The 24,991-nt window shown below is 43.4% G+C and carries 26 protein-coding genes and 1 tRNA gene; 15 read left to right on the forward strand and 12 right to left on the reverse strand.

Annotated elements, in window-relative coordinates:
- Window positions 1-49 precede the first annotated feature (49 nt).
- Both BT142_RS16930 and BT142_RS16935 read right to left on the reverse strand, forming a co-directional pair.
- The gene (locus BT142_RS16930; RefSeq protein WP_072419358.1) at window positions 50-457 is read right to left on the reverse strand and encodes a hypothetical protein; all 408 of its coding nucleotides are present in this window, start codon (window positions 455-457) and stop codon (window positions 50-52) included.
- Between the two features lie 369 nt (window positions 458-826).
- The gene (locus BT142_RS16935) at window positions 827-2,626 is read right to left on the reverse strand and encodes a DUF927 domain-containing protein (RefSeq protein WP_072419359.1); all 1,800 of its coding nucleotides are present in this window, start codon (window positions 2,624-2,626) and stop codon (window positions 827-829) included.
- A gap of 619 nt (window positions 2,627-3,245) precedes the next feature.
- Between BT142_RS16935 and BT142_RS16940 the strand changes: the two genes are divergently transcribed.
- From BT142_RS16940 to BT142_RS20040, 13 genes are all read left to right on the forward strand, one after another.
- The gene (locus tag BT142_RS16940) at window positions 3,246-4,442 is read left to right on the forward strand and encodes a DUF6076 domain-containing protein (RefSeq protein ID WP_072419360.1); all 1,197 of its coding nucleotides are present in this window, start codon (window positions 3,246-3,248) and stop codon (window positions 4,440-4,442) included.
- Complete coding sequence (locus BT142_RS16945) at window positions 4,432-5,229, forward strand: sigma-70 family RNA polymerase sigma factor (protein ID WP_084659541.1); 798 nt, start codon at window positions 4,432-4,434, stop codon at window positions 5,227-5,229. The genes BT142_RS16940 and BT142_RS16945 overlap by 11 nt, the downstream gene beginning before the upstream one ends.
- A 633-nt stretch (window positions 5,230-5,862) precedes the next feature.
- Window positions 5,863-8,721 (forward strand): Z1 domain-containing protein, encoded by a 2,859-nt coding sequence (locus BT142_RS16950; RefSeq protein ID WP_072419362.1) that lies wholly within the window; start codon window positions 5,863-5,865, stop codon window positions 8,719-8,721.
- A complete protein-coding gene (locus BT142_RS16955; protein ID WP_072419363.1) occupies window positions 8,711-10,771 on the forward strand; it encodes a hypothetical protein in 2,061 nt (686 codons plus the stop codon). Before BT142_RS16950 ends, BT142_RS16955 begins: the two co-directional genes overlap by 11 nt.
- Before the next feature lie 4 nt (window positions 10,772-10,775).
- Window positions 10,776-11,729, forward strand: a complete 954-nt coding sequence (locus tag BT142_RS16960) for a hypothetical protein (protein ID WP_072419364.1) — start codon at window positions 10,776-10,778, stop codon at window positions 11,727-11,729.
- Window positions 11,730-11,744: 15 nt separating this feature from the next.
- The gene (locus tag BT142_RS16965; RefSeq protein ID WP_072419365.1) at window positions 11,745-12,446 is read left to right on the forward strand and encodes a DUF6339 family protein; all 702 of its coding nucleotides are present in this window, start codon (window positions 11,745-11,747) and stop codon (window positions 12,444-12,446) included.
- Window positions 12,447-12,451: 5 nt separating this feature from the next.
- Window positions 12,452-13,381: a PD-(D/E)XK motif protein gene (locus BT142_RS16970; protein WP_072419386.1), complete on the forward strand. Its 930-nt coding sequence runs from the start codon at window positions 12,452-12,454 to the stop codon at window positions 13,379-13,381.
- Window positions 13,382-14,659 (forward strand): DNA cytosine methyltransferase, encoded by a 1,278-nt coding sequence (gene dcm, locus BT142_RS16975; RefSeq protein WP_072419366.1) that lies wholly within the window; start codon window positions 13,382-13,384, stop codon window positions 14,657-14,659.
- Complete coding sequence (locus BT142_RS16980) at window positions 14,646-15,092, forward strand: very short patch repair endonuclease (protein ID WP_072419367.1); 447 nt, start codon at window positions 14,646-14,648, stop codon at window positions 15,090-15,092. The genes dcm and BT142_RS16980 overlap by 14 nt, the downstream gene beginning before the upstream one ends.
- A complete protein-coding gene (locus BT142_RS16985) occupies window positions 15,089-15,595 on the forward strand; it encodes a hypothetical protein (RefSeq protein ID WP_072419368.1) in 507 nt (168 codons plus the stop codon). The genes BT142_RS16980 and BT142_RS16985 overlap by 4 nt, the downstream gene beginning before the upstream one ends.
- 2 nt (window positions 15,596-15,597) lie before the next feature.
- The gene (locus tag BT142_RS16990; protein WP_072419369.1) at window positions 15,598-16,053 is read left to right on the forward strand and encodes a GNAT family N-acetyltransferase; all 456 of its coding nucleotides are present in this window, start codon (window positions 15,598-15,600) and stop codon (window positions 16,051-16,053) included.
- 5 nt (window positions 16,054-16,058) lie between these two features.
- Entirely contained in the window at window positions 16,059-16,688 is a 630-nt protein-coding gene (locus BT142_RS16995) for an HD domain-containing protein (RefSeq protein ID WP_072419370.1), read from the forward strand.
- A complete protein-coding gene (locus tag BT142_RS20040) occupies window positions 16,685-17,371 on the forward strand; it encodes a PD-(D/E)XK nuclease domain-containing protein (RefSeq protein WP_072419371.1) in 687 nt (228 codons plus the stop codon). The genes BT142_RS16995 and BT142_RS20040 overlap by 4 nt, the downstream gene beginning before the upstream one ends.
- 132 nt (window positions 17,372-17,503) lie before the next feature.
- Here the strand turns inward: BT142_RS20040 and BT142_RS19300 are convergent, their stop codons facing one another.
- From BT142_RS19300 to BT142_RS17025, 5 genes are all read right to left on the reverse strand, one after another.
- Window positions 17,504-17,671: a hypothetical protein gene (locus BT142_RS19300; protein ID WP_175444982.1), complete on the reverse strand. Its 168-nt coding sequence runs from the start codon at window positions 17,669-17,671 to the stop codon at window positions 17,504-17,506.
- Window positions 17,672-17,715: 44 nt separating this feature from the next.
- Window positions 17,716-17,895: a hypothetical protein gene (locus BT142_RS17005; RefSeq protein ID WP_072419372.1), complete on the reverse strand. Its 180-nt coding sequence runs from the start codon at window positions 17,893-17,895 to the stop codon at window positions 17,716-17,718.
- A gap of 409 nt (window positions 17,896-18,304) precedes the next feature.
- Window positions 18,305-19,183, reverse strand: a complete 879-nt coding sequence (locus tag BT142_RS17015) for a PD-(D/E)XK nuclease family transposase (RefSeq protein ID WP_242872027.1) — start codon at window positions 19,181-19,183, stop codon at window positions 18,305-18,307.
- 124 nt (window positions 19,184-19,307) lie between these two features.
- On the reverse strand, window positions 19,308-19,838 hold the full coding sequence (locus tag BT142_RS17020; protein WP_072419374.1) for a hypothetical protein: 531 nt from the start codon (window positions 19,836-19,838) through the stop codon (window positions 19,308-19,310).
- Window positions 19,831-20,088 (reverse strand): helix-turn-helix domain-containing protein, encoded by a 258-nt coding sequence (locus BT142_RS17025; RefSeq protein ID WP_072419375.1) that lies wholly within the window; start codon window positions 20,086-20,088, stop codon window positions 19,831-19,833. The genes BT142_RS17020 and BT142_RS17025 overlap by 8 nt, the downstream gene beginning before the upstream one ends.
- Before the next feature lie 150 nt (window positions 20,089-20,238).
- Here BT142_RS17025 and BT142_RS19305 point away from each other — a divergent pair.
- Window positions 20,239-20,322: transfer RNA gene (locus tag BT142_RS19305), tRNA-OTHER, on the forward strand.
- Window positions 20,323-20,507: 185 nt separating this feature from the next.
- On the opposite strand, the gene BT142_RS18570 is transcribed toward BT142_RS19305, so the two are convergent.
- From BT142_RS18570 to BT142_RS19790, 5 genes are all read right to left on the reverse strand, one after another.
- Entirely contained in the window at window positions 20,508-20,897 is a 390-nt protein-coding gene (locus BT142_RS18570; RefSeq protein ID WP_175444984.1) for a tyrosine-type recombinase/integrase, read from the reverse strand.
- A complete protein-coding gene (locus BT142_RS17030) occupies window positions 20,888-21,709 on the reverse strand; it encodes a tyrosine-type recombinase/integrase (protein ID WP_175444985.1) in 822 nt (273 codons plus the stop codon). Before BT142_RS17030 ends, BT142_RS18570 begins: the two co-directional genes overlap by 10 nt.
- 84 nt (window positions 21,710-21,793) lie before the next feature.
- Window positions 21,794-22,009 carry a helix-turn-helix domain-containing protein gene (locus tag BT142_RS17035; RefSeq protein ID WP_072419376.1) on the reverse strand — a complete coding sequence of 72 codons (216 nt, stop codon included), beginning with the start codon at window positions 22,007-22,009 and terminating at the stop codon, window positions 21,794-21,796.
- A gap of 434 nt (window positions 22,010-22,443) precedes the next feature.
- Window positions 22,444-22,866 (reverse strand): hypothetical protein, encoded by a 423-nt coding sequence (locus BT142_RS17040; protein ID WP_139182287.1) that lies wholly within the window; start codon window positions 22,864-22,866, stop codon window positions 22,444-22,446.
- Between the two features lie 5 nt (window positions 22,867-22,871).
- Complete coding sequence (locus BT142_RS19790) at window positions 22,872-23,210, reverse strand: hypothetical protein (protein WP_072419378.1); 339 nt, start codon at window positions 23,208-23,210, stop codon at window positions 22,872-22,874.
- Window positions 23,211-23,225: 15 nt separating this feature from the next.
- Here BT142_RS19790 and BT142_RS17050 point away from each other — a divergent pair, with 15 nt between their 5' ends.
- Window positions 23,226-24,635 (forward strand): DNA methyltransferase, encoded by a 1,410-nt coding sequence (locus BT142_RS17050; RefSeq protein WP_072419379.1) that lies wholly within the window; start codon window positions 23,226-23,228, stop codon window positions 24,633-24,635.
- Window positions 24,636-24,991 lie beyond the last annotated feature (356 nt).

Here is a 24,991-nt window from a genome sequence, read left to right on the forward strand (position 1 = left end):
GCAAGCACGTTGCCCGACACATAAATTCCTGTTCTGATTTTCTCCATTGTCAATCCTCCCTCTGATATTTCAGTGCGTTCCGGAAGTCAATGATGCCGTTTGTCTTGCGGACATCGTCCACACACATTCCATACAGTTTGCCGACATCTGTCTCGTCAACATCAGACACTGCCGCAAGAATATGCGACTGCACCGCCGACTGAACAGCCAGCTTGAACAACGCTCGGCTTATTCTCTGCTCACTGCCCTTGACGATGCCTTCGACTACTGACGCTGTCACCTCGCCGAGATATTCCGTCATGTTGTCCGAGCGACAATCGAGATACCCGGCGTAAAACCTGATTGCCTTCTCGATGAAGTCGCTTTGCGAACGTGCATTCGCCGCCGCCATGTGGTTGGTCATCAGCTCTTTTGTTTCGGGGTAGAGCCATACCGCCTGTTTTTCCTTGTTTGCCATTGAATCACTCCTTAATACTGTCCGACTTGTTTTTTGCTTGATAAACGGTCGTGATTCACTTGTGCGACCCACTTTTGGTAACACAAACAAAATCACAACCCCTTGAAATCCTGCACAAGACCCGCTCAAAAAGCTCGCAATTGCGGTCGGCTTTGCCGGTCGCTGTGAAGGCAGCGTCCACGCTGCTTTAACCTGCAATCCTATAATTTAGCGATTTTCCTGCCATTGAATCGGGTGGTCTGTGCATAATGTTGACCGACGCTTTTCAGTTCATTTTTATCATCTCCGTTCGATTTTTCATTCGCTATATCCTCGCCCACAAACGCCGACAAATCGTTTCTGTGGCGTTCTGTTGGCTTGGTGGTTGAACTACCCGACCTCTGTGCTTGGAGGGCACAAATCGCCCGACATTCGCTGTTCTATCTTTTTCTTGTCGAGCATCGCCACATTCACCACCGTGTTGGAGTTGTCACGAATTGAAATGGTGTTGCGGCTCGTCCGTGACAGCAGCAGACCCTCGCTGCGAAGCTGACGGAGCAGTTCATTTTTGCTAATCGTGAAATGCTCCCCCTGCTCCGAACATAGCTTGCGGACTTCCGAGTGTGCTGCGTCTGCAAACAGATAGTAGTGATCGCTGTCCTGCAAGCCGATGCACTTTTTCTGTCTCGATTGTGATTCAAGACCACGAGTTTCAACATAGCACCGACCGCTGTCTAGCAGACTTTTGAGCTTTTCACAGAAACGTGTGGTCGGATTTTCATTGACGATGATCTCGGCGTTGAGCGAACAACTTTGCAGAAGAATCATGACAAATGATTTTGTGTGGCTGCTGACTTCCTGCTCGGTGAGCTGCTCATGGTCGTGCAGGAATGTCAGCAAGAACTCCATTCCGATTTTCAGGTGCGAGAGCATATCAGGTGTTCGATTGTGGAATTTAATCTTCGCCGCAGTCAGCTGCTCAATGAACTCCGAACGATATTGCAAGAACTTTTCTGACAGCATTTTTGTGAACTCGTTTTCATCAGAGAGGTACTTGTGCTTCAACCATTCGACATACAGCATCATCATTTCTGACAACACATTCTGCTCTGCGAGCCGCTGATACTCAGACAACTCGGACAGTTTCACATCATTTTCATTCAACTCAATGTTGAAGTATCTCGCCGAACCCGACACAGAAATCTCCGGTACATACTCTGCTGTGATGATAGCATTGCCTGTCGGTGGACGGCTTGCTTGGAGTTCGGCTTTGCTATTGAGTCGGGCTCTACCAATTCTGTCGCCGTAATAGCGAGAGATATTCTGTGCAATGGTTCGCATCTCTTGTTCGTGGAACATACCGCTTGGGTGGAAATCATCAATGCAGGTCAGCACGTCTTTGAGATAATAATTGTTGCTGAGAATACTATTGGCGGTGTCATGAAAACTCATCGGCAAGTCACTTGCGGTGAAGCGTCCGAAGAACGACAGGAACAGTGCGGCGAGTGTTGACTTGCGGCTGCCGGTCTTTCCGATGAGTGCGGTCACGAACTTCGGCTCACAGCCAGCAGTTTTGAGGAAATGATTCAGCGGAGATAAAAACGTTACAGACAGCAACGGCAGCAGAACACTTGGCGGTGCGAAGCTGTTGTCAAGCATGGCGGAGAGATAAATCAAGTCGGACTTATCGCATGATCTGGTGAAGCGGTAACTGTTCAGCTTGCCTTGCAGTTCGACTGTGAATTTACTGTCGAGGTGCGGCATCAAAAACACCCACTCGCCGTTGAGCTTTCGCCAACCCGTCTGCGAATAGACGGTTTCGTTACGCACCGCTTGCTTGGTCTGCATGATTGCATGGCAGACTTTTGCGAGAACATTTTGCTTCGGAACAACAGCACCGTATTGTCCCCAGCGTTGCAGCAACCACTTCATCGACTGCATTTCGTCAGCGGATATGGTCTGTTCCGGCAAGACCTGACCGGTCTTGTGCGTCGCAGCGATGCGGAAGAGTTTGCGTTGTTCCACTCCGTCATCGTGCGTGATCTCGGCTTTCAGTACAGGCACGAAATCGGCGAGCTTGACATCTACAAGCTGGTTTCTGATAGTGACTTGTTCGTACAGACAACCGTCCTTGGCGATATACGGCTCGTTGTAAACCGTATCGTCATAGCGTGAAATTTGTCCGTTCATAGATCGACCTCCTTATTTTTCTTTTCGTATTACTGTATTACAAAACGCAAAAAAGCAAGTGTTTTCGGGCATTTCAGACACTTCTGTCCGCAATACATCCGCATTACAACATCCTACAAAACGTATTACACAGCAGATGTAAGCACCTCGCTGGAACAGTTCTGCGGAATTAAAAATGCCCCGAACACGTTGCGGCGTTCGAGGCGAAAATGCTTTCCACTTTATATATGTGCAGTTTTTGAGAAAAGGTATAAAAAGTCTGGACATTTAATTTTCGTCCCGCAGGACATTTTTGAATACGCATTACAAAACCGCATTTGTAAGCACCTTGTAAGAACATTTTTTCTGAACGTATTACTGCTAAAACGACAGTTTTGCAAGCTTTTAGCGGTTTGTATGCACTGTAAGACGGATTTTTGGGAATAGAGAGTACCCCAAGTGTGAGTGGTTCGCTTGTGGCAATTTTCACTTTCCAATATCTATATGTGCATTTTTTGAGAAAAGGTGTAAAAAGTCTGGACATTTAATTTTCGTCTTTCAGGACATTTTCTCTCTGTCTATTGATTTGACGTTCGGGATGTGCTATAATAATTGTATAAATCTGACAGGGAGGTGCGATATGTTTTCAGAATGCGTGTTCTGGGTCAAGGGCGACCGGATAGAAGTCAACGGTCGGGAGTTCATGCTCGGCGAGCTTTCGGCTTCTTGCCTGAATATCACGCCGAAGGAGTTTGAGGATATTTACGATCTGTATGAGTCTGCTGAACGTATTTTGGACAGAGAGTTTAGCGACAAGTCGGCTCAATGGGCGATGGATGCTATCCGGGAATGGAATGATAACGAGTTTGATGCTGACAACACTCCGGACGATATTGAACTTGAATATTTGCCGCCTGACAAGGAAGAATGGCAGAAGGTGAATGAAATGCTGTTGGAAATCTGCGATATGCTGCTGACACACAAGATATTTCAGGTTCTCGCAGACCCACAGTATATAGTTTTTCTTAAAAAGTTCAAGGTAATCACAGATGATATGCTGACTTCTGAAAAGTGGGAGAAATATGTCGTGATCGCCCATGCTCTGAAACCGATAGTTGACGACATTTACAATTTCAACAAGACGATTTACTATTTTATCACCGGCGGCATCATGCGGCTGAAAAAGTGCGACCCCGAGAATTATGCGGCGGCGTACTATGATTTTATCAACTCGCCAAACGCCTATAAAATGATTGCAAATCCTCTGTCCGAGCCGTTCATGAGCTATGATCTCACCGATAATCTTGATATGAATCTTATTCCATGTGAGACCGCTGAGGGCAGCGGCGAGTATATTATCGCTGAGTATTATCGTGCGAAACGGCTTCAATCGCTGCTCAAAGTCGATTTTTTCAAGGGGTTGATGGTCGGGCATCAGATACGCAGGTGTCTGAACTGCGACAGATTTTTCGTCGTGAGCGGTGGCTACAAGACCAAATATTGCGATATGCCCTCGCCTGAAAATCCGAAGCGTACCTGCAATCAGATTGCGTTCGCAAAGAAAAAAACGAAAGAGAAAAACGCCGATAACCCCAAGTATCAGAGCTATCAGCGGTGTATTGCAAGGCTCACAAAAAGCTGTCAACGTAAAGTTATAACAGAATCGGAAAAGCAGATACTTCTGCATAAAGCTGAGGAACTTTACCACACAGCTATGACCTCGCCGGAATTTACAAACGAAGAATTTGAGCAACAGTTATCTTCCACAAATTTGTACAATCTATGCGGCATAGCACCGCCGAAGAAGGGACGACCGAACAAAGAAAATGACGAATGAAGAATTGGTTTTGCGGTTTGAAAACAGCGACATGGCGGCGTTGAATGAGCTTTATTTGCAGTTGGAGCCGTTCATCGTATCTATCGTCAGGGACGTTTTGAAAAAGTTTGAGATGAACAATGCTGACTTAGCGGACGAGCTGTTTCAGGTCGGCTCGGCGGAGCTCATCGAGCGTGTTTACAAGAGAAATTATGCCCCCGACAAGGGCAGCTTTGCAACGTATATTTACCCGTATCTGAGAACCGCGATGGTGCGACACATTGAACAGTTCATAACACCTCTCACCGTGTCACACAAAGAACTGCTGTCGACAAGCAAATGCCGCAAGCTTCACAGAGACGGTATGACAGACGAAAATATCGCAAACGAGCTGTGTATCAGCAAACAGCTTGTCGCAAGGTATCTGCGGTTCTCGTTCAAGACCGAGAGTATCATGAAGTCGATACAGGATGAGTACGGCGAGGAGTATCTTGAAGACCCCCGGATCATATCTAACGACCCACAGCCGGATCAGGCGGCTTATACAAGTCTCTGTGCCGAAAAGCTGAAGCTGCTGTTTGATAAGCTCACACCGAAACAGCAAAAGATAGTCGGCAGATTCTACGGTGCATACGGATATGAGGAAATGAACCTCGGTGACATCGCTGAATTTGAACTTTTGACCGAGGACGCTGTAAAAAAGCAGAAGCATGATGCGATGGAGCAGCTTTATTACGATTACTGGCATTTCAGCGAGCTGAGGACGTTTCGGGAGGCTTGGTGGGCGGTGGAGGATGAGACATTTTGATCTGGAAATCTTAAAACAGCAGTACATCAAGTTGAAAATTCTCGTTTTTCCTATTTTTATAGGGTTATTATTGATTAATTGAGATATGGTTGATTCTGTTTTCCTTTTTTCTCTTGGCAAGTTGTATTGTCTTATCTGTTCCTTTGCTTTTGTGGTGAATACTGAATATCCCAAGATTTGATCGCTCATCGATGCTTCGATACGGACTTGAATAGCCGACTTTGGGTGAGCTTCGGACGATTCGGCATTAACCTCGACTTCATCATAATAGCCAAGGTTACTCCATATCTTTTTCAAAAATGCTCGGCTTTCATATATGGCAGTACAAGGGTAAAATTTGTATTGCAATAAACAAGAATACTATTATTACACCAAAAAAGTAGCTGTTTCGCTGCATACATTTTTAATAAATTATGAAATGCAAGACCTTGAAATTTTCAGTATTATGTGTTATAATAAATCTTGTATATAGTTTGATATGCGATACCGTTTTTAGGTTAATCAATAATGTTAAATTAATTATAGTACATATGGCAGACGGATTGTTTTTCTTTATATCAGGCAGATCCACCGGCATTTCAACACTGAATAAATAATTGCAATTAACCTACTTAGAAAAAGGGGGAGCTCTAAATGAGTAGATTTGATTCACCATACTACGACGAGCCACGTTCATGGATTCAGAAGAAACGAGCACAAAATCTCGATTGGGAAACTATTAGGATGGCAAAAAAGAAGAGCACTTCAGAGCTGGCTGTTTTTCTGAACACTCAACACGAAGACAATGACTGGCCCAAACTGTCTATTGACGATTGGGATAGCCTTGTGAATGAGTGCCAGGATGTTGAAGCGCAGCAGGAGTCAATTCTTTTCAGAGGCAATGATGGCGCCTTATTTGACCGTTCTCAGGATAATAACCTTAAAATACCAGAGAATCCTCGTTCTTGCTGGCAGCTTTATAAAAGCAGTCTTAAATGGAAAGAGCAGTCAATTAGTGATCTTGAAGATGCCACTATCGGAATTCTTAGAAGGCTCAGTATTGATACACGTGAATCCGGACCCATTAAGGGGCTTGTAGTAGGTCATGTTCAATCTGGTAAGACTGCAAACATGGAAGCTCTAATGGCTATGTGTGCTGATCACGGCTGGAATATGTTCATTGTTCTATCTGGTTCTATTGAAAACCTTAGATTACAGACATTGCGCCGAATGGAAAAGGATCTAAATCAAGAAGGCAATCTTGTTTGGAGGGGAATTGAACATCCCTCTAAGAAGTCGAATTATGGAGAAAGGGCTCAGGATTTGAACTTTGGTGTTGGCTCATCACAGCGTTTCTTCACTGTATGTCTTAAAAATGCATCACGACTGAAAAAACTCATTGAATGGATTCATGAAAATAAAGCCGCTCACGATCAGATGAAAATACTTATTATCGATGATGAGGCAGATCAAGCAAGCATCAGCAATACCGCTGTCGATGCAAAAACTGCTGAAAAGGAACGAAAAGAACGTAAGGGAATCAATAAGCTTATTGTGGATCTTGTTAATGATCAGCATCATAAAGGTGAGGCATCATCAAAAGGAAAAGCACAAGCAATCAATTATGTTATGTATACAGCTACGCCGTATGCAAATTTTCTAAACGAAGCAACCCCTGAATCACTTTACCCGCATGATTTTATCTGGACTCTCAAAACCTCCAATGAGTATATAGGACCTAATCAGATATATGGTACGGGCGAATCAGATTTTCCAGATGGTCTTGATATTAAAAGAACAATTCCGCAAGAAGATCTCGATATTATTTCCGAAATCTATGAATATAACACTTCAGAGGTTCCGGATAGCATGAAAGATGCTATCTGTTGGTTTATCTGTGCAGTTGCAGTAATGCGTTACTGGGGCTATGATAAAGCTATCAGTATGCTGATACATACATCACAGAAGCAGATTTGTCATGATGCAGTAGCTGAAGTGATCTCTTCATGGATTAACAGCAAGCGATCCAGCGGATTATTAGAAAGGTGTGCAGAAGTGTATGACTGTGAAACACAAGAGATAACCAAGCAGGACTGGTTAGCACAGTTTGCCGGCGGTTATGGTGTAAATCCTGATGAAATTCGTGATTATCCATCATTTGATAAAATCACGAAATATGTATTAGAATTGCTCAGGTATGACATGAAACACATAAAAATGAGCGAAGAAGGTGATTTGCAGTATCATGCCGGATTGCATCTTGTGATTGATAACTGCTCAAAAAATGGTGTTTCAAATGGTGATGATTTTGTACGTCTCGCTTATCCTGAGCCCGATTCAGATAACTATCCCAAGCCAGCACCGGCGTTTATTATAGTCGGAGGAAGCACTCTGTCAAGAGGTCTTACCATCGAAGGGCTTGTAAGTACATTCTTCCTACGTGCATCATGTCAGGCTGATACCCTTATGCAGATGGGACGATGGTTTGGATATCGTCGTGGCTATGAACTTATGCCGCGTGTATGGATGACAGACGATACAATTGAAAAATTCAGATTTCTCTCTCAGCTTGAAGTCGAATTACGTGAGGACCTGAAAAAATATATGGTAGCTGATGTGCGTCCGGACCAGTATGGACCGCGTATCATCCTTTCGCCAAAGGTTTCTTGGTTGAGACTTACTTCAAGAAACCATATGAGAAATGCAGTAAACGCTGAGATGAATTATTCTGGTGCAAAACCTCAGACAACGATATTTGAAAATAGTGTTGCTAAGCAAAAGCAGAATATTGTTATTACTGAAGAATTCCTCAGCAGCCTTCCCGGAACACCGATTGTGTCTACACAAAATAACTCTATTTTCTGGGAGAATATCAGTCTTGATATAATTTATAAAATGTTTCTCTATAAGCGCTTCTCTTTTTCAAATCGCTCCAGAGTATTCAACGAGATGGAAGCATTTTGTGAATGGATAAGACAGGTACTTAAAGACGATACGCTGAACAACTGGACAGTAATTGTTGCAGGTAGAGATGCTGTTGATGATCCTCAGCAGAAAAACTCGCTCGGATACTGGAATGTTGCCGGACATTCAATTGGCAAAGTAAATCGTAGCAAACGAAATATCGAGGATGACTCTTGTATAGATATTGGTGTACTCCGATCAATTAAAGATTTGCTTGCAGATATAGATGAAAAATACCTTGAGAGCTATGGAAACATAACCAAACAGGAGCAAGTTGATGAAATACGTCATGCGGCAGGTAAAGACACTATCCCGATGCTCCTGATATATCGTATTTCAGGACAATCAACAGCAAGACAATCAATGGAAGATACCGGATATAAAAACGGAATTCCTGATAGAATTGATCTCAATTATGAAAGTGATATCATTGGTATACAGATTTGTATTCCCGGAGATCAGGTCAACAAGAGTTTCACGAAAAAGGTTACCGTGTATCTACCCAGCAAAGATAAAGAAGATGAAGTAGAGGAGAATTATGGAAATTGAAATTGCTGAGCATGGCCGTATGACTGAAAGTGGCAGTTCGTTGTTACGTCTCATACAGAATAACAACATTCCTCTTTTGGATTTGCTTGTAAGAGAATCTATCCAGAATTCTCTTGATGCAGCAAAAGAAAAAGCGAAATCAGTAAAGGTCGATTTTGTTACAGGAAAGTTTGATGCTTCTGCTTTGAATGCCCATTTTGATCGTATCACTCAAAAGCTGGATAAAAAATACCCCTCCGCTTATGGCGAATATGATTTTATACAGATCAAGGACTCAGGCACTAATGGTCTCACCGGGCCAGTAAGTTACGATGAAGTTGAAAAAAACCAGTTCGGGAATCTTTTGAAATTGGTTTATGAGATTTGTAAGCCGCAGCAGAACGAAGGTGCAGGAGGTTCTTGGGGACTTGGTAAAACCGTTTATTTCAGAATTGGTACAGGTCTCGTTATCTATTATAGCCGTCTGAATCAAGATGGACAATATATAGAACGTATGGCAGCTTGTATGGTTGAGGACGAAACTAAATCCAATGCTATTCTTCCTTCTAAGGGTAAGTTAAAGCGTGGTATTGCATGGTGGGGAAAATCAACGGACAAAAATCATACTATTCCGCTTGAAGATTCTCCAGAAATCAGAGAAATTCTCGATATTTTTGGAATCATGCCATATACAGAGGCTGAAACGGGAACTACCATAATAATCCCTTATATTGATCCTGAAAGATTGCTTTCAGATGTTTATGCACTTAATGAAGAAGATACAGACAGACCGTATTGGACAAGGCGGATAAGTGACTATATAAATGTTGCTATACAGCGTTGGTACGCTCCCAGAATCCGCAACAGCAGCTATTCTTACGGACCGTATCTTGCACCGTCTGTTAACGGGCATAAGATTCTTGCTGACAATATGCTGCCTTTGTTTAAGGCAATAAGAGAAATGTATAACATCACTGAAGAAAACAAAGGCGATAATTGTTTTACTGAAGAAGGTTATACAATTACCTGTGAAAAGATCAGTTTGCGGAATGTATTTAGTAACGGTTCTGTTGCCGGACGCTTGGTATGTGTAAAATTAGATAAGACGTATCTTAAAATGCTTCCTCCTGATAACTGCAAATCTCCGTATCAGCACGTTTCAAACACTGTTGTGACTATGGACACGGGCAACAGTCCTCTCATAATGTACACGAGACGTCCTGGTATGATAGTGGGATATGACTATAGTGGCGCGTGGACACACAGCATGACAAAAAGTTCACCAGATGAATACATAATCGGTTTATTTATGCTGAACTCATCAAATCAACTCAGAAGTGACATCGCCACCGATAAACTTATTAGTCTTGAAGAATATATCAGACAGGGTGAAAAAGCAGATCACGCAGAATGGACTGATCATAATGTCAAAGGAAACAATCCGAGAATTGTCTACAATATTCAGAAAAACATCATCAAAAAAATCAATCAGACTTATAAGGAAAAAATAATCGATACAAGCGAGCGTAAAAATATAGGATTGAGTCACGCGTTAGCAGATATGCTCCTTCCTTCACGTGACTTCGGAAAAAAGCCATCGGCACCTTCAGGAGGCAGTTTTGGTGGTTCTGGCAGTTCATCAGTATCAAGAAAATCTTCGTTTACTCTCGTTGGTGCACCTGTATACAAGAACGGCGTTCTGAGCTATACTTATGAGATGGTTGTCCGGAATAACACCTGCACTTTGGAAGCAGAAGTTATAACAGATTTTGCCAAATATAGTGCGGATAAATGGGAAGAAGAAATCGGAATGCCATTTCCACTGGAATTTGATGATTTTTCAATTGATGCCATACGAGACAAGACTGGAAATGAGTCGCAGCACACAGTATCGCTTACCGGTTCTTTGAGTGATGCTGATTGTTCTGTGGAAGCAATCAAATCCAAAACCAATTCCATCTTGAATGCAGTCAATATCAGTTGCATAAGCAGTGCTATGACAATTAGTGGAAAAATATCTTTTCATGCTGATTCTCAGTACTTCAAAGTTGCATTCAGCATAAAGGAGTAGTAATATGAGCGAAATCCTAAATCTGTATCCCACATTGGATGAATCCGGAGTTAATAAAGCAGGCATTTCGATTCAGCAGACCGAATTAAGCTACAGAGACGATAATGACTATTATCCGATCAATATTGAAGTGGAAAACGGCGATGATAAGAAATATTTAGCGGTATTAAAAGATGAGCGTTGCGTATGGTATCCGGAAACACATAACCTCATTGTACATAAAGCTGGAACCATTACTCATCCTGATACACTATTTGGATCGAATGGTATTGTAGCTCACGATTCAGTTCTCGGAGTTGCAGCTATCTGGTCCTCTAAAAAGTCCGATCTTCACGGAACAATACAGTATGGTGAATTCTCACTGACTTCAAAACCATACTTTTTTGACCGTAATTACACTTTTGAGCGTAGTATTCTTCGTGGCAGTCTTAAATACAAACTTGTGCTTTATCTAAAAAAAAGTGGAAACCCATATCCAGAAGAGATGCATCTTGCAAATCAAACGGGTACTGTTCTAGGCGTACTTGAAGAATGTGAACTCTATGTAGATGGTAGTGGATCAGTATTTCCAATAAGTACTGTCAATGAAGAAGGAAAACCACTTTGGTGGGTGAACTTCGATAACACTGCCGATCCGTTTATTGATTTGTTTGAAGCAGAACACGTCGAAATATGCCTTAATCGAGCTCATCCATGCTTCGCTGATTTGAGTATTGAGGAATCATTAAAAAAATCGCCTCTGTTTCTAGAGGTCATTTCCTCAGCTTTGTATATCATAGTGATGTCAGTAAAAGAGCTGGCAGATACTGATTGGAACGATATTATATCAGGTAATCAACTGGAGCCGGGTACTATTGCTGAAGCTACATATTATTTCATCAGCAAACTCGGTTGGGATGTATCCGATCCGGCGGCACTGGCAAAATCGATACACAAATATTTTGATGACAATCTTTGATAGGGGGCGGATGTTTTGAACTGGAAAGAAATCAACAGAGAAGACAGCAGTGACAGATTTGATGAATACTGCAAAACTAAAGAAGCAAAATGTCCGGAAGAGTATAAGAAACTCAGAGACGAGATACTAAATCTATTCGTTTGTACTTTATCAGAAATTGGCATAGATCCGGTAGATATAAATACAAAAAACTATGCTTATCAGGTGGACTACATATTCGGACTGAAATTCTATCAGCTCCTTAACGACAGATATAGCATGAGTATTCGTACTGCGTCAACAGACGGGGTGTGGAGATTTCTGAGCACCTGTGTAGTCCCCGATCTTGTTGAAATGCGATATGGTCTTGATCATCCGGATCGCTTTTGGAAAAAGCCGAAAAGAATATGGCTTAGAGTAATCTGGTGGTATATTTATTTATCATGGCAAGGCGATGAAGAGTCCACACGAGAAATCCTGAAAGACAACAGTACTGATGAAATACTTCAGCTTGTGGATAGATGTGGTCGCGATGGTTATCGCGTTGATCTTTATCGCGAGATTATGAAGCAGTATGCTGAAATGGACGTGACAGAAAGACGTAAAGATCAAGTCTTCCGAAAAATGATGGTGCTTAATACTGCTAAAGTACAGGTCATTGAACCCGCACTTGTTGACGGCGGAGAGATAAAATACGTTGATGATTTGTGCGTATACTTTGGATATGAGACGGAGTGATGAAAATGAATCTCCTTGAAGCAATCAAGAATAATTTTTCAAAGGGATATATAGATAAAGCAATGGAGATATCCATCCTTCCTTCTGAATACACAGCATGGACTATTAAGCAGGAGCATTGGATTGGAGTTGCCATTGCTATAAATAGAAATATTGATTTTTCAGAAAGATTTGCCAATGTCAGACTGTATACTGAAAGAAATGTGATTATTTCAGGAAAAGAATACATATTACTAATTCTTCGTTGTGATGAACCAGCGCTTAGAGATGAATTTTCTACCATCTGCTATCATTTTGTTGATCCCGGTGAAGATGGAGAAAACAGAAAACTGCTCATGGGAAAACCGGAAGAATGGTGGAACAAGTGGAAAAGTCTTCTTGGCAACCGTGAATTTAACACAGAGGCATACTCGATTATTGGCGAACTTTTAACACTTGAGTATCTGCTTAGAAAAAATATATATGCTCAATGGCAGGGTGCAGAAGGTGGCGTACATGATGTTCAGTCGGAAGGTTGCAATTATGAGGTCAAATCCACAACATCACGTTATGGCTACGAAGTAACTATAAATAGCATATACCAACTTAAGAATAAAGGAGCAGACCTGAAACTCGTTTTCTGTCGCTTTGAAAAATCGTCTGTCGGAACTGACCTCAATACTGTTATTTCGGGGCTTATTTCTCTTGGATATTCTGAGTCATTACTTGAAAAAGCAATGGAAGCAAACGGCTTTGAAAAAGGTTGCACAGCAAGAAGTAAAAAATATCGTTTGATTGAAATGAAATTATATAATGTAGATGATAGCTTTCCGGCTATATCTGAATCATCCTTCAAGGGCGACGTTATACCCAAAAACATCCTTCGGATAAACTATACCGTTGATTTATCCGGGCTGCCCTGTGAAAATATATTTGAAACGGAGCAGAATAGATAAATGTATAACCTCATCGAACTTTTTAGCGGTATTGGAAGCCAATATGCTGCTTTAAAGAATATCGGCATGGAAGTCGAAGTGAAAGCAACCTGTGAATGGGATATCCATGCCTTCGTCGCTTATGATGCCATTCATAATTCGCCTGAGCTTCCCTTTGAGATTCTGAAAATGACTAAGGAAGAGCTCCTTATTAAACTGAGCGAGTATAACCTAAGCAATGACGGAAAGAATCCAATGGAATATGATATTCTTAAAGCGTTTTCAGTAGCTGCGTTACGAAGAATATTTGCTGCTATTATTAGAAGCAAGAACTATGTTGACATCAGTAGAGTGAATGGCAGAGATCTTCCGAAGCACATAGATATCATGACATATTCTTTTCCGTGTCAGGACCTTTCGAATGTTGGAGCCTTTCATGGGTATAATCTTGGCATTGATAAGGATTCTGGAAGCCGTTCCAGCTTATTATGGGAAGTCGGAAGAATTATCAGTGAAATGCGTAATTCCCGTATTAAGCCGCCGAGGTTCCTTTTAATGGAAAATGTTCCATCACTTTTGTCTGAAAGACATCGCGGAAACTTTAAAATGTGGCGTGAGGAACTTTCTGAACTGGGCTATGAAAGCTATTATTATCAACTCAATGCCTCATCTTTTGGTTTGCCACAAAATCGTCCGCGCCTATTAATGATCAGCGCCTATGTTGGGAAAAATCAAGCGTTGAGAAACAAAGTTAAGCGCTTTCTGAAAAAGCACCCCGAAGATGTTGTTTGGGATTATCAACACTCTCCATACTATCGGGACATCAAGCCTGAAGAGCTTTACCGTATAGATTATAGCAACCCTATGCTTTTTCAGGAAGCGGTAGAATGTACACCTAATGACACACCTTCAAGAAGGAAAATCTGGGAAGAGAATCCCCAGCTTGTCCTTGAAGGAAATCATATAAATACTGAATACGACATTATCCGTACAATTACTACTAAGCAGGATCGCAATCCAAATTCTGGTAACCTCTATTTTGACTCTGGAATTGATGGCAGAAGTCTCTTCAGATACCTTACTCCCCGTGAATGTTTCCTTTTTATGGGATTTACAGATGCTGACTATGAAAACGTAGTTAAGAATAATCCTGAAATTCGCAAAGGAACGGAGTTTTTCTCAAGGGATAAGATCATAAGAATGGCTGGAAACAGCATACCTGTAAAGCTGTTAGAGGGACTCTTCCTTCAAATCAGAATGCTTGATGAAGAGGTATTCGGCAACAATGGATGTACATGATAAAAAAACAAGAAGCTACAATATGTCCTGCATAAAAGGTAAGAATACAAAGCCAGAGGAAATAGTCAGAAAAGCGTTATTTGCTAATGGATTCAGATACAGAAAGAATGACAGCAGACTTCCCGGCACACCTGACATTGTTCTTCCAAAATACAGAACCGTCATTTTTGTAAATGGTTGTTTCTGGCATGGACACAAAGGTTGTAAGTTCTATGTTGTCCCGAAAACGAACACAGAATTCTGGATAAATAAGATCAACTCTAACATTGATAGAGATGCGAAAAAAGCTGCTCAACTAAAAGAACTTGGGTGGCAAGTCATCACAATATGGGAATGTGAACTGAAAAAGTCTGAATTTGATAACACGATTAATACTTTGATAAAGAATATTAAAAACAATATGCATTCTATACACGGAGCTGGTGGAGTATGATTAAATGGATGCATTTTCCAATTAACAAAAGACCCGACGAAACATCAAAACAAATAATTCGAGCTTTTCAAGTTGTTGAAGATGAAATAGATTCAACAACTCATAAACAGATCAGTGACGAAGTATTGGCTAAAGTTCGTCCAGAGCTGGAAAAAATACATTTTGATGTTGAGAAGAGTAAAAAAAAGGAAGATCTAATCTCTGTCCCTGTCCTATTTGGCATAAACGGTAAAATCGAAAAATCTTTTGAGGCTGATGCTTATTATGCTGAAGCGAGATATGTAATCGAGGTTGAGGCTGGTCGAGCGTTGATTAATTATCAATTCCTGAAGGATTTCTTTGAGGCCTGTACAATGAGTGATGTCGAAAAACTCTGCATCGCCGTTAGAAATGACTACAGAGGAAACGACGATTTTACTAAAATCTGTACTTTTTTTGATTCTTTATACGCCAGCGGTAGACTCGGTATTCCTCTTAGCAGTTTACTTATTATTGGATATTAGAGATGTTCCGCAACTGGGCTTCCGACAGCGAGGTATCGAAATACCGATCTTGGCAGGCTCATTCCTCGCCCGAAGAGACCGCGGAGCTTATCGCGGAATGGATGTCCATGTACGGCAGCGACAGCTTTTACAAGTGGGCTCTGGTGCTGAAAGAAAGCGGAGAACCCGTAGGAGACATCACGGGTTTCAACATATCCGACGAAGCCGCTTCGGTTGAGATAGGCTATTGTCTCGGGCGAGAATATTGGCACAGAAGGCTGACCTCCGAAGCTCTTGAAGCCGTAATCCGCTTCTTCCTTGACCGCGTAGGCATGGAGCGTGTCGAAGCGCGTCATGATCCGCAGAACCCTCGCTCCGGGCTGGTGATGAAGCGGTGCGGCATGAAGTACGAAGGCACCCGTGACAGCGGCAAGGGCGAAAAGTGCTGGTACGCTGTAACGAAACAAGACTGGAGATGAACATTATGCTTCCAACAATAGAAGAAGCAATGAAGGAGCTTGATGCCGCCTGGAAGCTGAACCCCGGACCGTGGGTAAGGCATTCGGTAAACGTAGGCATCGCGGCGAGGAATATCGCGGAAAAGGCAGGGCTTGACAGCGAAAAGGCTTACGTTATAGGCTTGCTGCACGATATAGGGCGAAGAGTAGGAATAGTTGATATACCCACCCATGTTTACGAGGGGTACAGATACTGCATGATAAAAGGCTGGGAAGAAGCCGCAAGGATATGCATGACCCATTCGTATCCGAGAATGAGCGCAGACTTTGACTATGAGCCCGAAACGGAACGCGAAATGGGGATAAAGAAGTATATCCTCGGCTGCGTTCCAGACGATTACGACAAGCTGATTCAGATGTGCGACGCGCTTGCCGCAGATTACGGCTTCGTTATACTCGAAAAGCGTTTTGTTGACGTAACAAGGCGGTACGGAATAATGGAGGATTACATAAAGGGCTGGGATACTATCTTCGCGATAAAGGAGCATTTCGACAGCCTGATGGGCTGTTCGGTATACGACGTGCTGCCCGATATAGGAAGGACTACCCTGCTAACGCCGAAGCCGTGGCAGCCGCCGAAGGGAGAACAGAAATGAGAAGACCGGAAAACACGGAGCTTACGGTGCTCTGCCTGCTGCGGGACGGAGACAGACTGCTTTTGCAGGACCGCGTGAAGAACGACTGGAAGGGGTACACTCTCCCGGGCGGTCATGTGGAGCCGGGGGAATCCTTCGTTGACGCCGTGATACGCGAGATGAAGGAGGAAACGGGGCTTACAGTCATCGAGCCGCGCCTTCCGAACAATGAGGTCAAGTACGGATTTCTCGAAAGTCTGCTGCCCGAATATGTGTCCGACTGCGGTTCAGGGTCGGGAATAGACGTTTTCACCCTCAGACGGTATATTATTCGCGGAGAAACCGAGAGCATAAAGAATGTGCTCTCGGCACTGTTCGCAAGGATAACCTATACCAACAGAGACACTCCCTTTGAACATTATTTCCAGACTGTCATCTACCTTGTTTTCACGCTGCTGGGGCAGTTTGCGGAGTGCGAGATGCACACCTTTTCTGGACGCATTGACTGCAAGGTCGAGACCAATAGATTCATCTATCTGTTTGAATTCAAGCGTGACAGATCAGCAGAGGAGGCTCTCGCACAGATAGAGGATAAAAGCTACACGTTGCCCTTTGCTGCTGACCATAGAAAGCTGATCAGGATCGGAGTATCATTTGATTCTGAAAAGCGTATGCTGTCCGACTGGAAGGCTGTTGAGGAGTAGAGAGATGACTGTAAGCAGGTCATTTGCATCAATTGGGATATTCATGAGAAATTGGAGAAAATTGTATAAATGATAAAAATCCCAAAACCGTTATTTCGGCTTTGGGATTTTTTGAAAATATGAACGATACTGTTATGCAGGCATTCCTTTGGCGAGAACTTTGACTTCTTCGAGAGTGAGTCCGGAGCATTGAGCAATCTCTTCATAGCTCAGTTTGCCGAGATTGAGCATAGCTTTGGCATTTATTATCATACGTTCTCTGTCAGCCTCATATCTAAGTTCTTCAACTATCTTACACATTTTCTCCCGACCTCCGTAAAATGCCGCAGAACGTTTTCAAGCTGTTAAGCAGTCATTCCCTCGGCGAGAGCCTTAACTTCATCAAGCGTCAGACCGGAATACTTGGCTATATTCTCGAAAGAGAGTTTGCCGTCTTTTATCATGGAAATAGCTATCTGCTGTTTTTCTTCCATGCGAGCCTCATTGCGAGCCTCATCTCTAAGTTCTTCAACTATTTTACACATTTTTCTTCCGACCTCCTTCTGTCTCCTTGTAGTACCGCACACCGTCTGCAAGCTGCGGATAGTTCATGTCCTGCGATTTCAGACACTTGAAATCCTGCATCAGCTTTGCGAGGTGGAGTGCTTCCTTTGTCGTGTTCTCCGTTTACATAAATGATGTGTGTCCCGTCGCCGAAGCTTTCGGCCGTTTCATCTATCTTGCGAGTTATGTGGTAGATCGGCAGATCACGTTTCAGCACATCATGTTCGGTGATAAAAATAAAGTAGCTGTCAACGAGGTCGGAATACGGACGACCCTTTTCAAGAAGTCGTGTGTCAAGCATACCGCTATTGTAGCGAGCCCTGTGGACATCGGCACCGTCATTGTCACGTTGAACCTCGATGTCCATGACTCTGCCAGGATAAATGTGATTTATGCGGTAACAGAAGAAGCCTGAGCTTTAAGTTCCAAAACTTCTTCCAAAGTAATATCAGTCGCTTTTGCAATAGCTTCATCGGACATTTCGCCAATAGCAATAAGATTGAGAGCTATCTGATATGATCTCAGCTTCTCGGCTTCCTTTGTGGCTTCGTTACGCATTTCTTCAATCGCTTTGCACATAATGCTCACTCCTTCCGGTGTTTCTTTGAAATAACGTGTTTTATCTGCAAGCTCCTTTATCTTCATATCCTCTGCTCTTTTACAGCGGAAGTCATGAACGAGCTTTGCAAGATCAGATGTATCCTCGGCATTGTTATATGCCCCATTGACAAAAATTATGTGTGCGCCGTCATTCAGTGGTGTACCATTAGCTGTGTCCGTCCATTCAAAGTTGTAGATGAGTTTGTTTTCACCCCTGACATCATTTTCGGTTATGAAAATAACGTATGAAACAGGCAGCTCCTCAAATTCTTCTTTGGCTTTAAGAAACTCAACATCGATCGCACTTGAATGGTATCTTGCTCTCTGTGGTGTAGCTCCACGGTCTGCCCTCTGTATTTCAAGGTCAAATTTTCTGCCTGTGCTGTCAGTCCCGAACACGTCAAGACAAATAGAGCGAGAGCCAAGCAGACGTTTAAGATCATATTGTGTTTCTTCTTTTGTAAGAACCAGGTCGCTGATGCCGGTAATGATTCTCAAAACAAGCTGTGCTAGAGGAAGATCATTGCGGAAAAGTTCACGCATAAAGTCATCGTCAAGCGGACGATAATTTTCAATCGTGCGGAGATCATCTTCGTGCCATTGACTTTCGGTTTTCTTTTTAATGAGCAAGGGTACACCGACTTTCTGTATGTTAGTATTCTTTTTCAATATTATTATACCACATCTTCCGAAAAAAATCAATATCAAATTTGTGATGAAAGGGCGTATTTAAGGGTGGTTTTGATTTTGAAAATATTCTTCTTGTCGATGGGAATCCATTGATTTGTTTATCTCACAAAGCCTTATTTAACAGGTTTATGTGCAGCTCGCTCTTTCTGACTATCCTCATACCCTTACCGCAGAAAAAATCTATAAGCCATGCCTTGCTTGTCACTCTGCCATTTTGCGTTAATGCTGAACGCAGCTTCCCCTTTTCAAGCCAGTTATTGACGGCATTATCCGAATAGCCTGTCAGACTGCATATCGTTTCGGTGTCGAGCAGGTCAGGCACATCGAACCACTCATCTTCGAGCGTCAGCCGCAGGAATACCGGATTGACCGCCGGCAGTATGTAAGGCTTGCTGCTGAACTGACCGTCGGTGGCGGTGTAGCGTTCGGGAGACTGTTCAAAGTCGGTCATAAACCTGATCGCATCTTCAAGTTTAATTGCATAGCGTCGGGTCTTGCCGCAGTTGTCACGGTGAGGTATGTAGTGCTTTAGCAGCCACACGCACCTGCGTTTGCTGATGTGCAGCAGCTTGCGGAGCTGTTCGCCCGAAATGACAGGCGGATATTCACGGCGGATACGATCATAATCAGTCATTTCCGCCACCTCGCTTGAATGTCCTGCCGGCATCGTCATCAGAATGCTCGGCAAGGTATTCGATCAGGTCATCTTTTGAAATTATGTATCCGCCCTGATAGCAGAATGATCTGAGCTCGCCGCTTCTGAGAAGCTCATAGACCTTATTTTTGCCGAACGGCGACCATCTGACGACCTTTGCTGGTGTCAGTATCTCTGGGCATTTTTTGAGCATACGTTCAAGCTCTTTGCGTTTTTCATCTTTGTTCATGATCCGATCTTCCTTTCAGATTTTTGTGTCGGATCTCGGAATGAACACCCGTTTTTTCTCGCAGTTTTCTCGCAAAATTCTCGCAAATTTCCCGTTTCTCGCAGAAAATCGGCAAATTTGGGTGAAAATCGGCGTTCAAAAGGGACGTTCGGGGACGAATCGGGAAGATGCTCCAAAGGCTCGAAATGCGTTAGCCCTTAACTGGGCTCGAGAGTTCGAATCTCTCCGTCTCCGCTCAGTAGCGGCAAAAACCGCATTTACCGTCTTTTGCAGCGATGCAGAGGACGGTGTTTTTTTGCCGTTTTGCTCTGAAAATTGATTTTTGTCCGTAAAATTGTACTGTAAATTTGGCTTTTACTGCGAGAAAGCATATTTTTGTTATGTATGCCCCTGTTTTGTGACAGGGGGACTTATTTTAGTTAGATTTCATTGTCGTTCATGTCGAGCGCTTTGGAGATCGCCGCCGCGCTCAGTTTTTTGCTTTCGCTGTCAACATGGCTGTAGACGTTGCTCGTGGTTCCTATGTCGCTGTGACCTAACCACTCCTGAATCAGCTTCATTTGAACGCCGTTCGCAAGCATTAAGCTGGCACAACTGTGACGCAAATCATGGAACCGTATCTTTCGCAGACCATTGTTCTTCAGCACGACCTGAAAATGATCTGTAACGTAGTTCGGCTTGATAAGTTCACCGAGTGCATCGACACAGATATACTCCTCGTACTTTTTGTTGTAGCTTTTGCCAAAAACCTGTTTCATCTCAGCTTGCTTTTCACGCTCGGCTATAAGTGCCTGCTCGACTATCGGCATAAGCGGCATGGTTCGGTATGAGGTTTTTTTTTCATCACATCGTAGCCTGTCAGACCGTCCGAGTCCTGCAAGACCTTGTGCTTGATGCTTATGGTCTTGCCGCCGAAGTCGATAGCCGTCCATTTCAGACCGATGACCTCGCTCCTGCGTAAGCCGTAGTAAGCGGCGATCATAATTACGATGTGCAGCGGATCGTCCTTCGTGCAGTCGAGCAGAGTTTTGATCTCGTCAGCATTATAATAGTTGCCGATGAACTGCTGTGCCTTCGGTCTGTCAGCCTGATCGACCGGATTGCTTGGGATTATACGTCGCTTCATCGCCGATTTGAACGCAAGGTGCAGGAGTGCGTGGTGTCGCTGGCAGGTCGTGCCTTTCAGCCCCTTTGCGCGAAGGTGAGAATAATACTCGTTGATCTCGTCGCCCGTGATCTCCTTGACCTTGATCTTCATCGGCTTGAAGAACGGTATCATGTGGATGTTGACGTACATTTGATAGCTCTGGAAAGTCGCTTTGGTGACGTTCGGTTTGTAGCTTGCCAGCCACTCGGCAAGGTAATCCTCGACGAGCATATCGCCGATTCTGTTGCGCTCACGCTCGGCACGGGTCATGGTGTCCTGCAAGTAAAGGTCGCCGGTGTTGTACTTTTCGAGCAGCTGATTCAGGCGGTGATTTGCTTCGGTCTTAGTGCCTTTCTTCGCTTCAAGGTCGAGACTCTGCCACTTTTCTTTACGCTTTCCGTCCGTGTCATAAAGATTAATGACAGCATACCATTTGCCTTTTTTCTCAGCCAGATGTCCTGTGGTTCTTTTCATTAACATTCCCCTTTCGTGCCAGACTGTGACTTTCGTCAGCGAACATCATACCACATCTCGCCGACGAAATCCAGTCTTTTTTATTTATTTCGGCACTACCGATAAATTGCTCTGCTCGTTTTGGCAGAAATCAATAAGTGCCGGCTTCGGTATTATCAGCTTTTTGCCGAGCCTAATCGCACCGAGCCTGCCCTCTTTGACAAGCTCATAGGTCTGGTTCTTCCCGATGCGAAGTAGCCTTGCCGCCTCGGGAACGGTAAGTACATCGGGTTCGTGTCTGAACATAATTTCGTATCGCATTCATGCCTCCTGTGGTGGTTGTGATCGTTCGTGGTGTAATTGAGTTGTTCATTTTTTATCTGTCCTTTCGTTTTTTAGGGGGCGGTGATTTGCCGCCCCCTTTTTGCAGGGTATCGGGTGTACCCTGCGAAAAGGTGTACCCGACACCCTAACACCCATCCTGTTCTGAGGCGGGTGCAGTGGTTCGTGAATTACGACCTTTGACGGTGAACGAACTGTTCACCGTCAAAGGGGTGTCCGTTCGTTCACCGATTTGATGGAGTGATGCATTGCCACCTCATGATGACGGGATAGCCTATTCTGTCATACCGAATTCCCATTTTTGAAACTCGGGAGCGTTCTGTCCCAGAGTTATCTGTCATAGTGTTTCACGACAGCAGATGCAGTCCTGATTTGGTACTCGAAGTCAATACCGTTTCGGTATCGGGTGTGCTCTATTCAAAGGAGTCCTTGTCTGTTATCCCCTCGTCAAAGTTTCGAGTGATAAGGTCATCGAGATTGATTTTTCCCCTTGTCCTGCGAACGTTGTTGACGGCTTCTCGGCGAATGTCTTTCAACTCGTTCTTGCTGACATCGAATGTGTCGGCGAGTATTGCGATGAGCATTTCCACCTCGACAGCGTATCGGAACAAGCCTTTTGATATTTTGGTGATGCCTTCGTCCGATGCTTTTGCGATACACTTTGCAAGTTCAGGTACAAGCACTTCACTTTTGTTTTCTATCTTCCTCGTTGCAAGAAATAAATTTAGTGCCTGCTCAATCATTTCCGAGCGGCTTATTTCGTTCTTGGTGCAGTAGTCATCACACTCGGAAAGCACGTCAGCGGACACATAAATTCCTGTTCTTATCTTTTCCAAAGTCATTACTCCCTCTGATATTTCAGTGCGTTTCGGAAATCGATTATACCGTTTGTCTTGCGGACATCATCCACGCACATTCCATACAGCTTGCCGACATCGGTCTCGTCAACATCGGATACCGCCGCAAGTATATGCGACTGCACCGCCGACTGAACAGCCAGCTTGAACAACGCCCGGCTTATCCTCTGCTCGCTGCCCTTGACGATACCATCGACTACCGACGCAGTCACCTCGCCGAGATATTCCGTCATGTTGTCCGAACGGCAATCGAGATACCCCGAGTAGAACTTGATTGCTTTTTCAATAAAATCACTCTGCGAACGTGCGTTCGCTGCCGCCATGAACGCCTTATTATAATGCGTGAATTACTTTCTCCTGATGGGGGAGCTATTTATCTTCATTGTGATTATCATAAGGTACATCTTCTGAGATGTTTAATGGATGAGGTGTTTGGTCCAGAGAATCATCTTAATTCTTTGGTATGGATGTATTCTACACGAAGTGCGATTAAGAGCAGTTGGAAAAGAGTTCATGATGATATTCTATTTTACAAAAAAGACAAAATGCCTACATTTAACTGGGATGATGATATGGTTCTTGAACCGCTCTCGGAATCAACAATAAAAAAATATAGATATGAAGATGAAAATGGAGAATACCGTTTAAATGGTCGAAATATTAAAGGAAGTCCTATTCGTAGTGCCAAAGACGTTGATCCCAAATATGAAATTGAACATCCAGAATGGGTTGTAAGGGACTATCTTCGTGCAGGAAAATGTGCCAGCGACTACTTCTTTATTGATATTGAAAACCAAATGTCCTCAAATAGAACGGATTATCCTACTCAAAAGCCTGAAGAGCTATTGACTAAGCTAATTTGTGCCTCCACTAACCCAGGAGATATTGTTTTTGACTGTTTCATGGGCAGTGGTACAACCCAAGCTGTTGCTATGAAACTCGGAAGACGTTTTATTGGTGCAGATATTAATCTTGGAGCTATTCAAACCACAACAAAAAGACTTATAAAGGTCGGAAATGAACTTCAGCCCTCATTAACTGATGAAAATATAAAGTATACTGGCTTTGAAGTATATAATGTTAATAACTACGATTTCTTCCGAAATCCTATTGAAGCCCGTGATCTTATTATTCAAGCACTTGAAATTCAGCCGTTTGAGCAGTCGAATGTATGGGACGGCGAAAAAGACGGCAGAATGGTGAAGATCATGCCTGTCAATCGTATCGCTACAAAAGCAGATTTAGAGGAACTGAAAGCAAATCTCCCCTATAAGACCTACGAAAAGAGGAAAGAGGAAAATCCGTCCCAGCCCGTGGAGAAGATCACCATTGTTTGTATGGGACATGAGCCTGACCTCGCTGCTTCTCTCCAAAAGGAGCTGTCGGATTATAAGCTCGATATTGAGATCGTGGATATTCTCAGGGATAAGTCTGAGCTTGAATTGAAGCGTGAAGCAGAAGCAGAGGTCGTTCGTGAGGGCGGCAAGCTCGTTATCCGTGCTTTCTATCCGATGAACCTCTTGCAGAAGCTCTCGCTTCAAAAGGAATATGTAGAGGATTGGAGACAGCTCGTTGAGTCTATCATGATCGACTGGAATTATGACGGTGTTGTTATGCAGCCTGCCGTTACCGATATTCCTGACAAAAAGAGCCTTGTCCTCGGCGTGTATGATATTCCCGATGATGCAGGTACGATAAAGGTCAAGATCACCGATCTTCTTTCGGAGTCTCTTGAAGTGGAGGTGTAAGTCTCTATGGCAAAGAAAACAACTGCTTTTGCTCAGGAATATGCTTTCTATGAGCAGTTATGGACATTCTATATCATAAACAGGGGTAAGATTCGCTCACGATATAATGACCTGACAAGGAAATTCCTTGCCTATAATGATAAGAGCGAGAATCCCGATGCTTTCCTCCGTGAACCTCAGTTCCATGCTTTGGAGATGTATGTGTTTATTAAGGAGTTTCTTGATAATGCCCATATGTATGAGATTTTCGATGATTTGAGAAAGCGTCAGAACCGCTTTTCTGATACTTCATACTACACGATACATAAAGATGGACAGATTCGCTGGATTGACTTGGGTGACGATCAAAATGAAGC

The organism is Ruminococcus sp. YE71 (genome assembly GCF_900119155.1).
In the GTDB taxonomy this organism is placed as follows: domain Bacteria; phylum Bacillota; class Clostridia; order Oscillospirales; family Ruminococcaceae; genus YE71.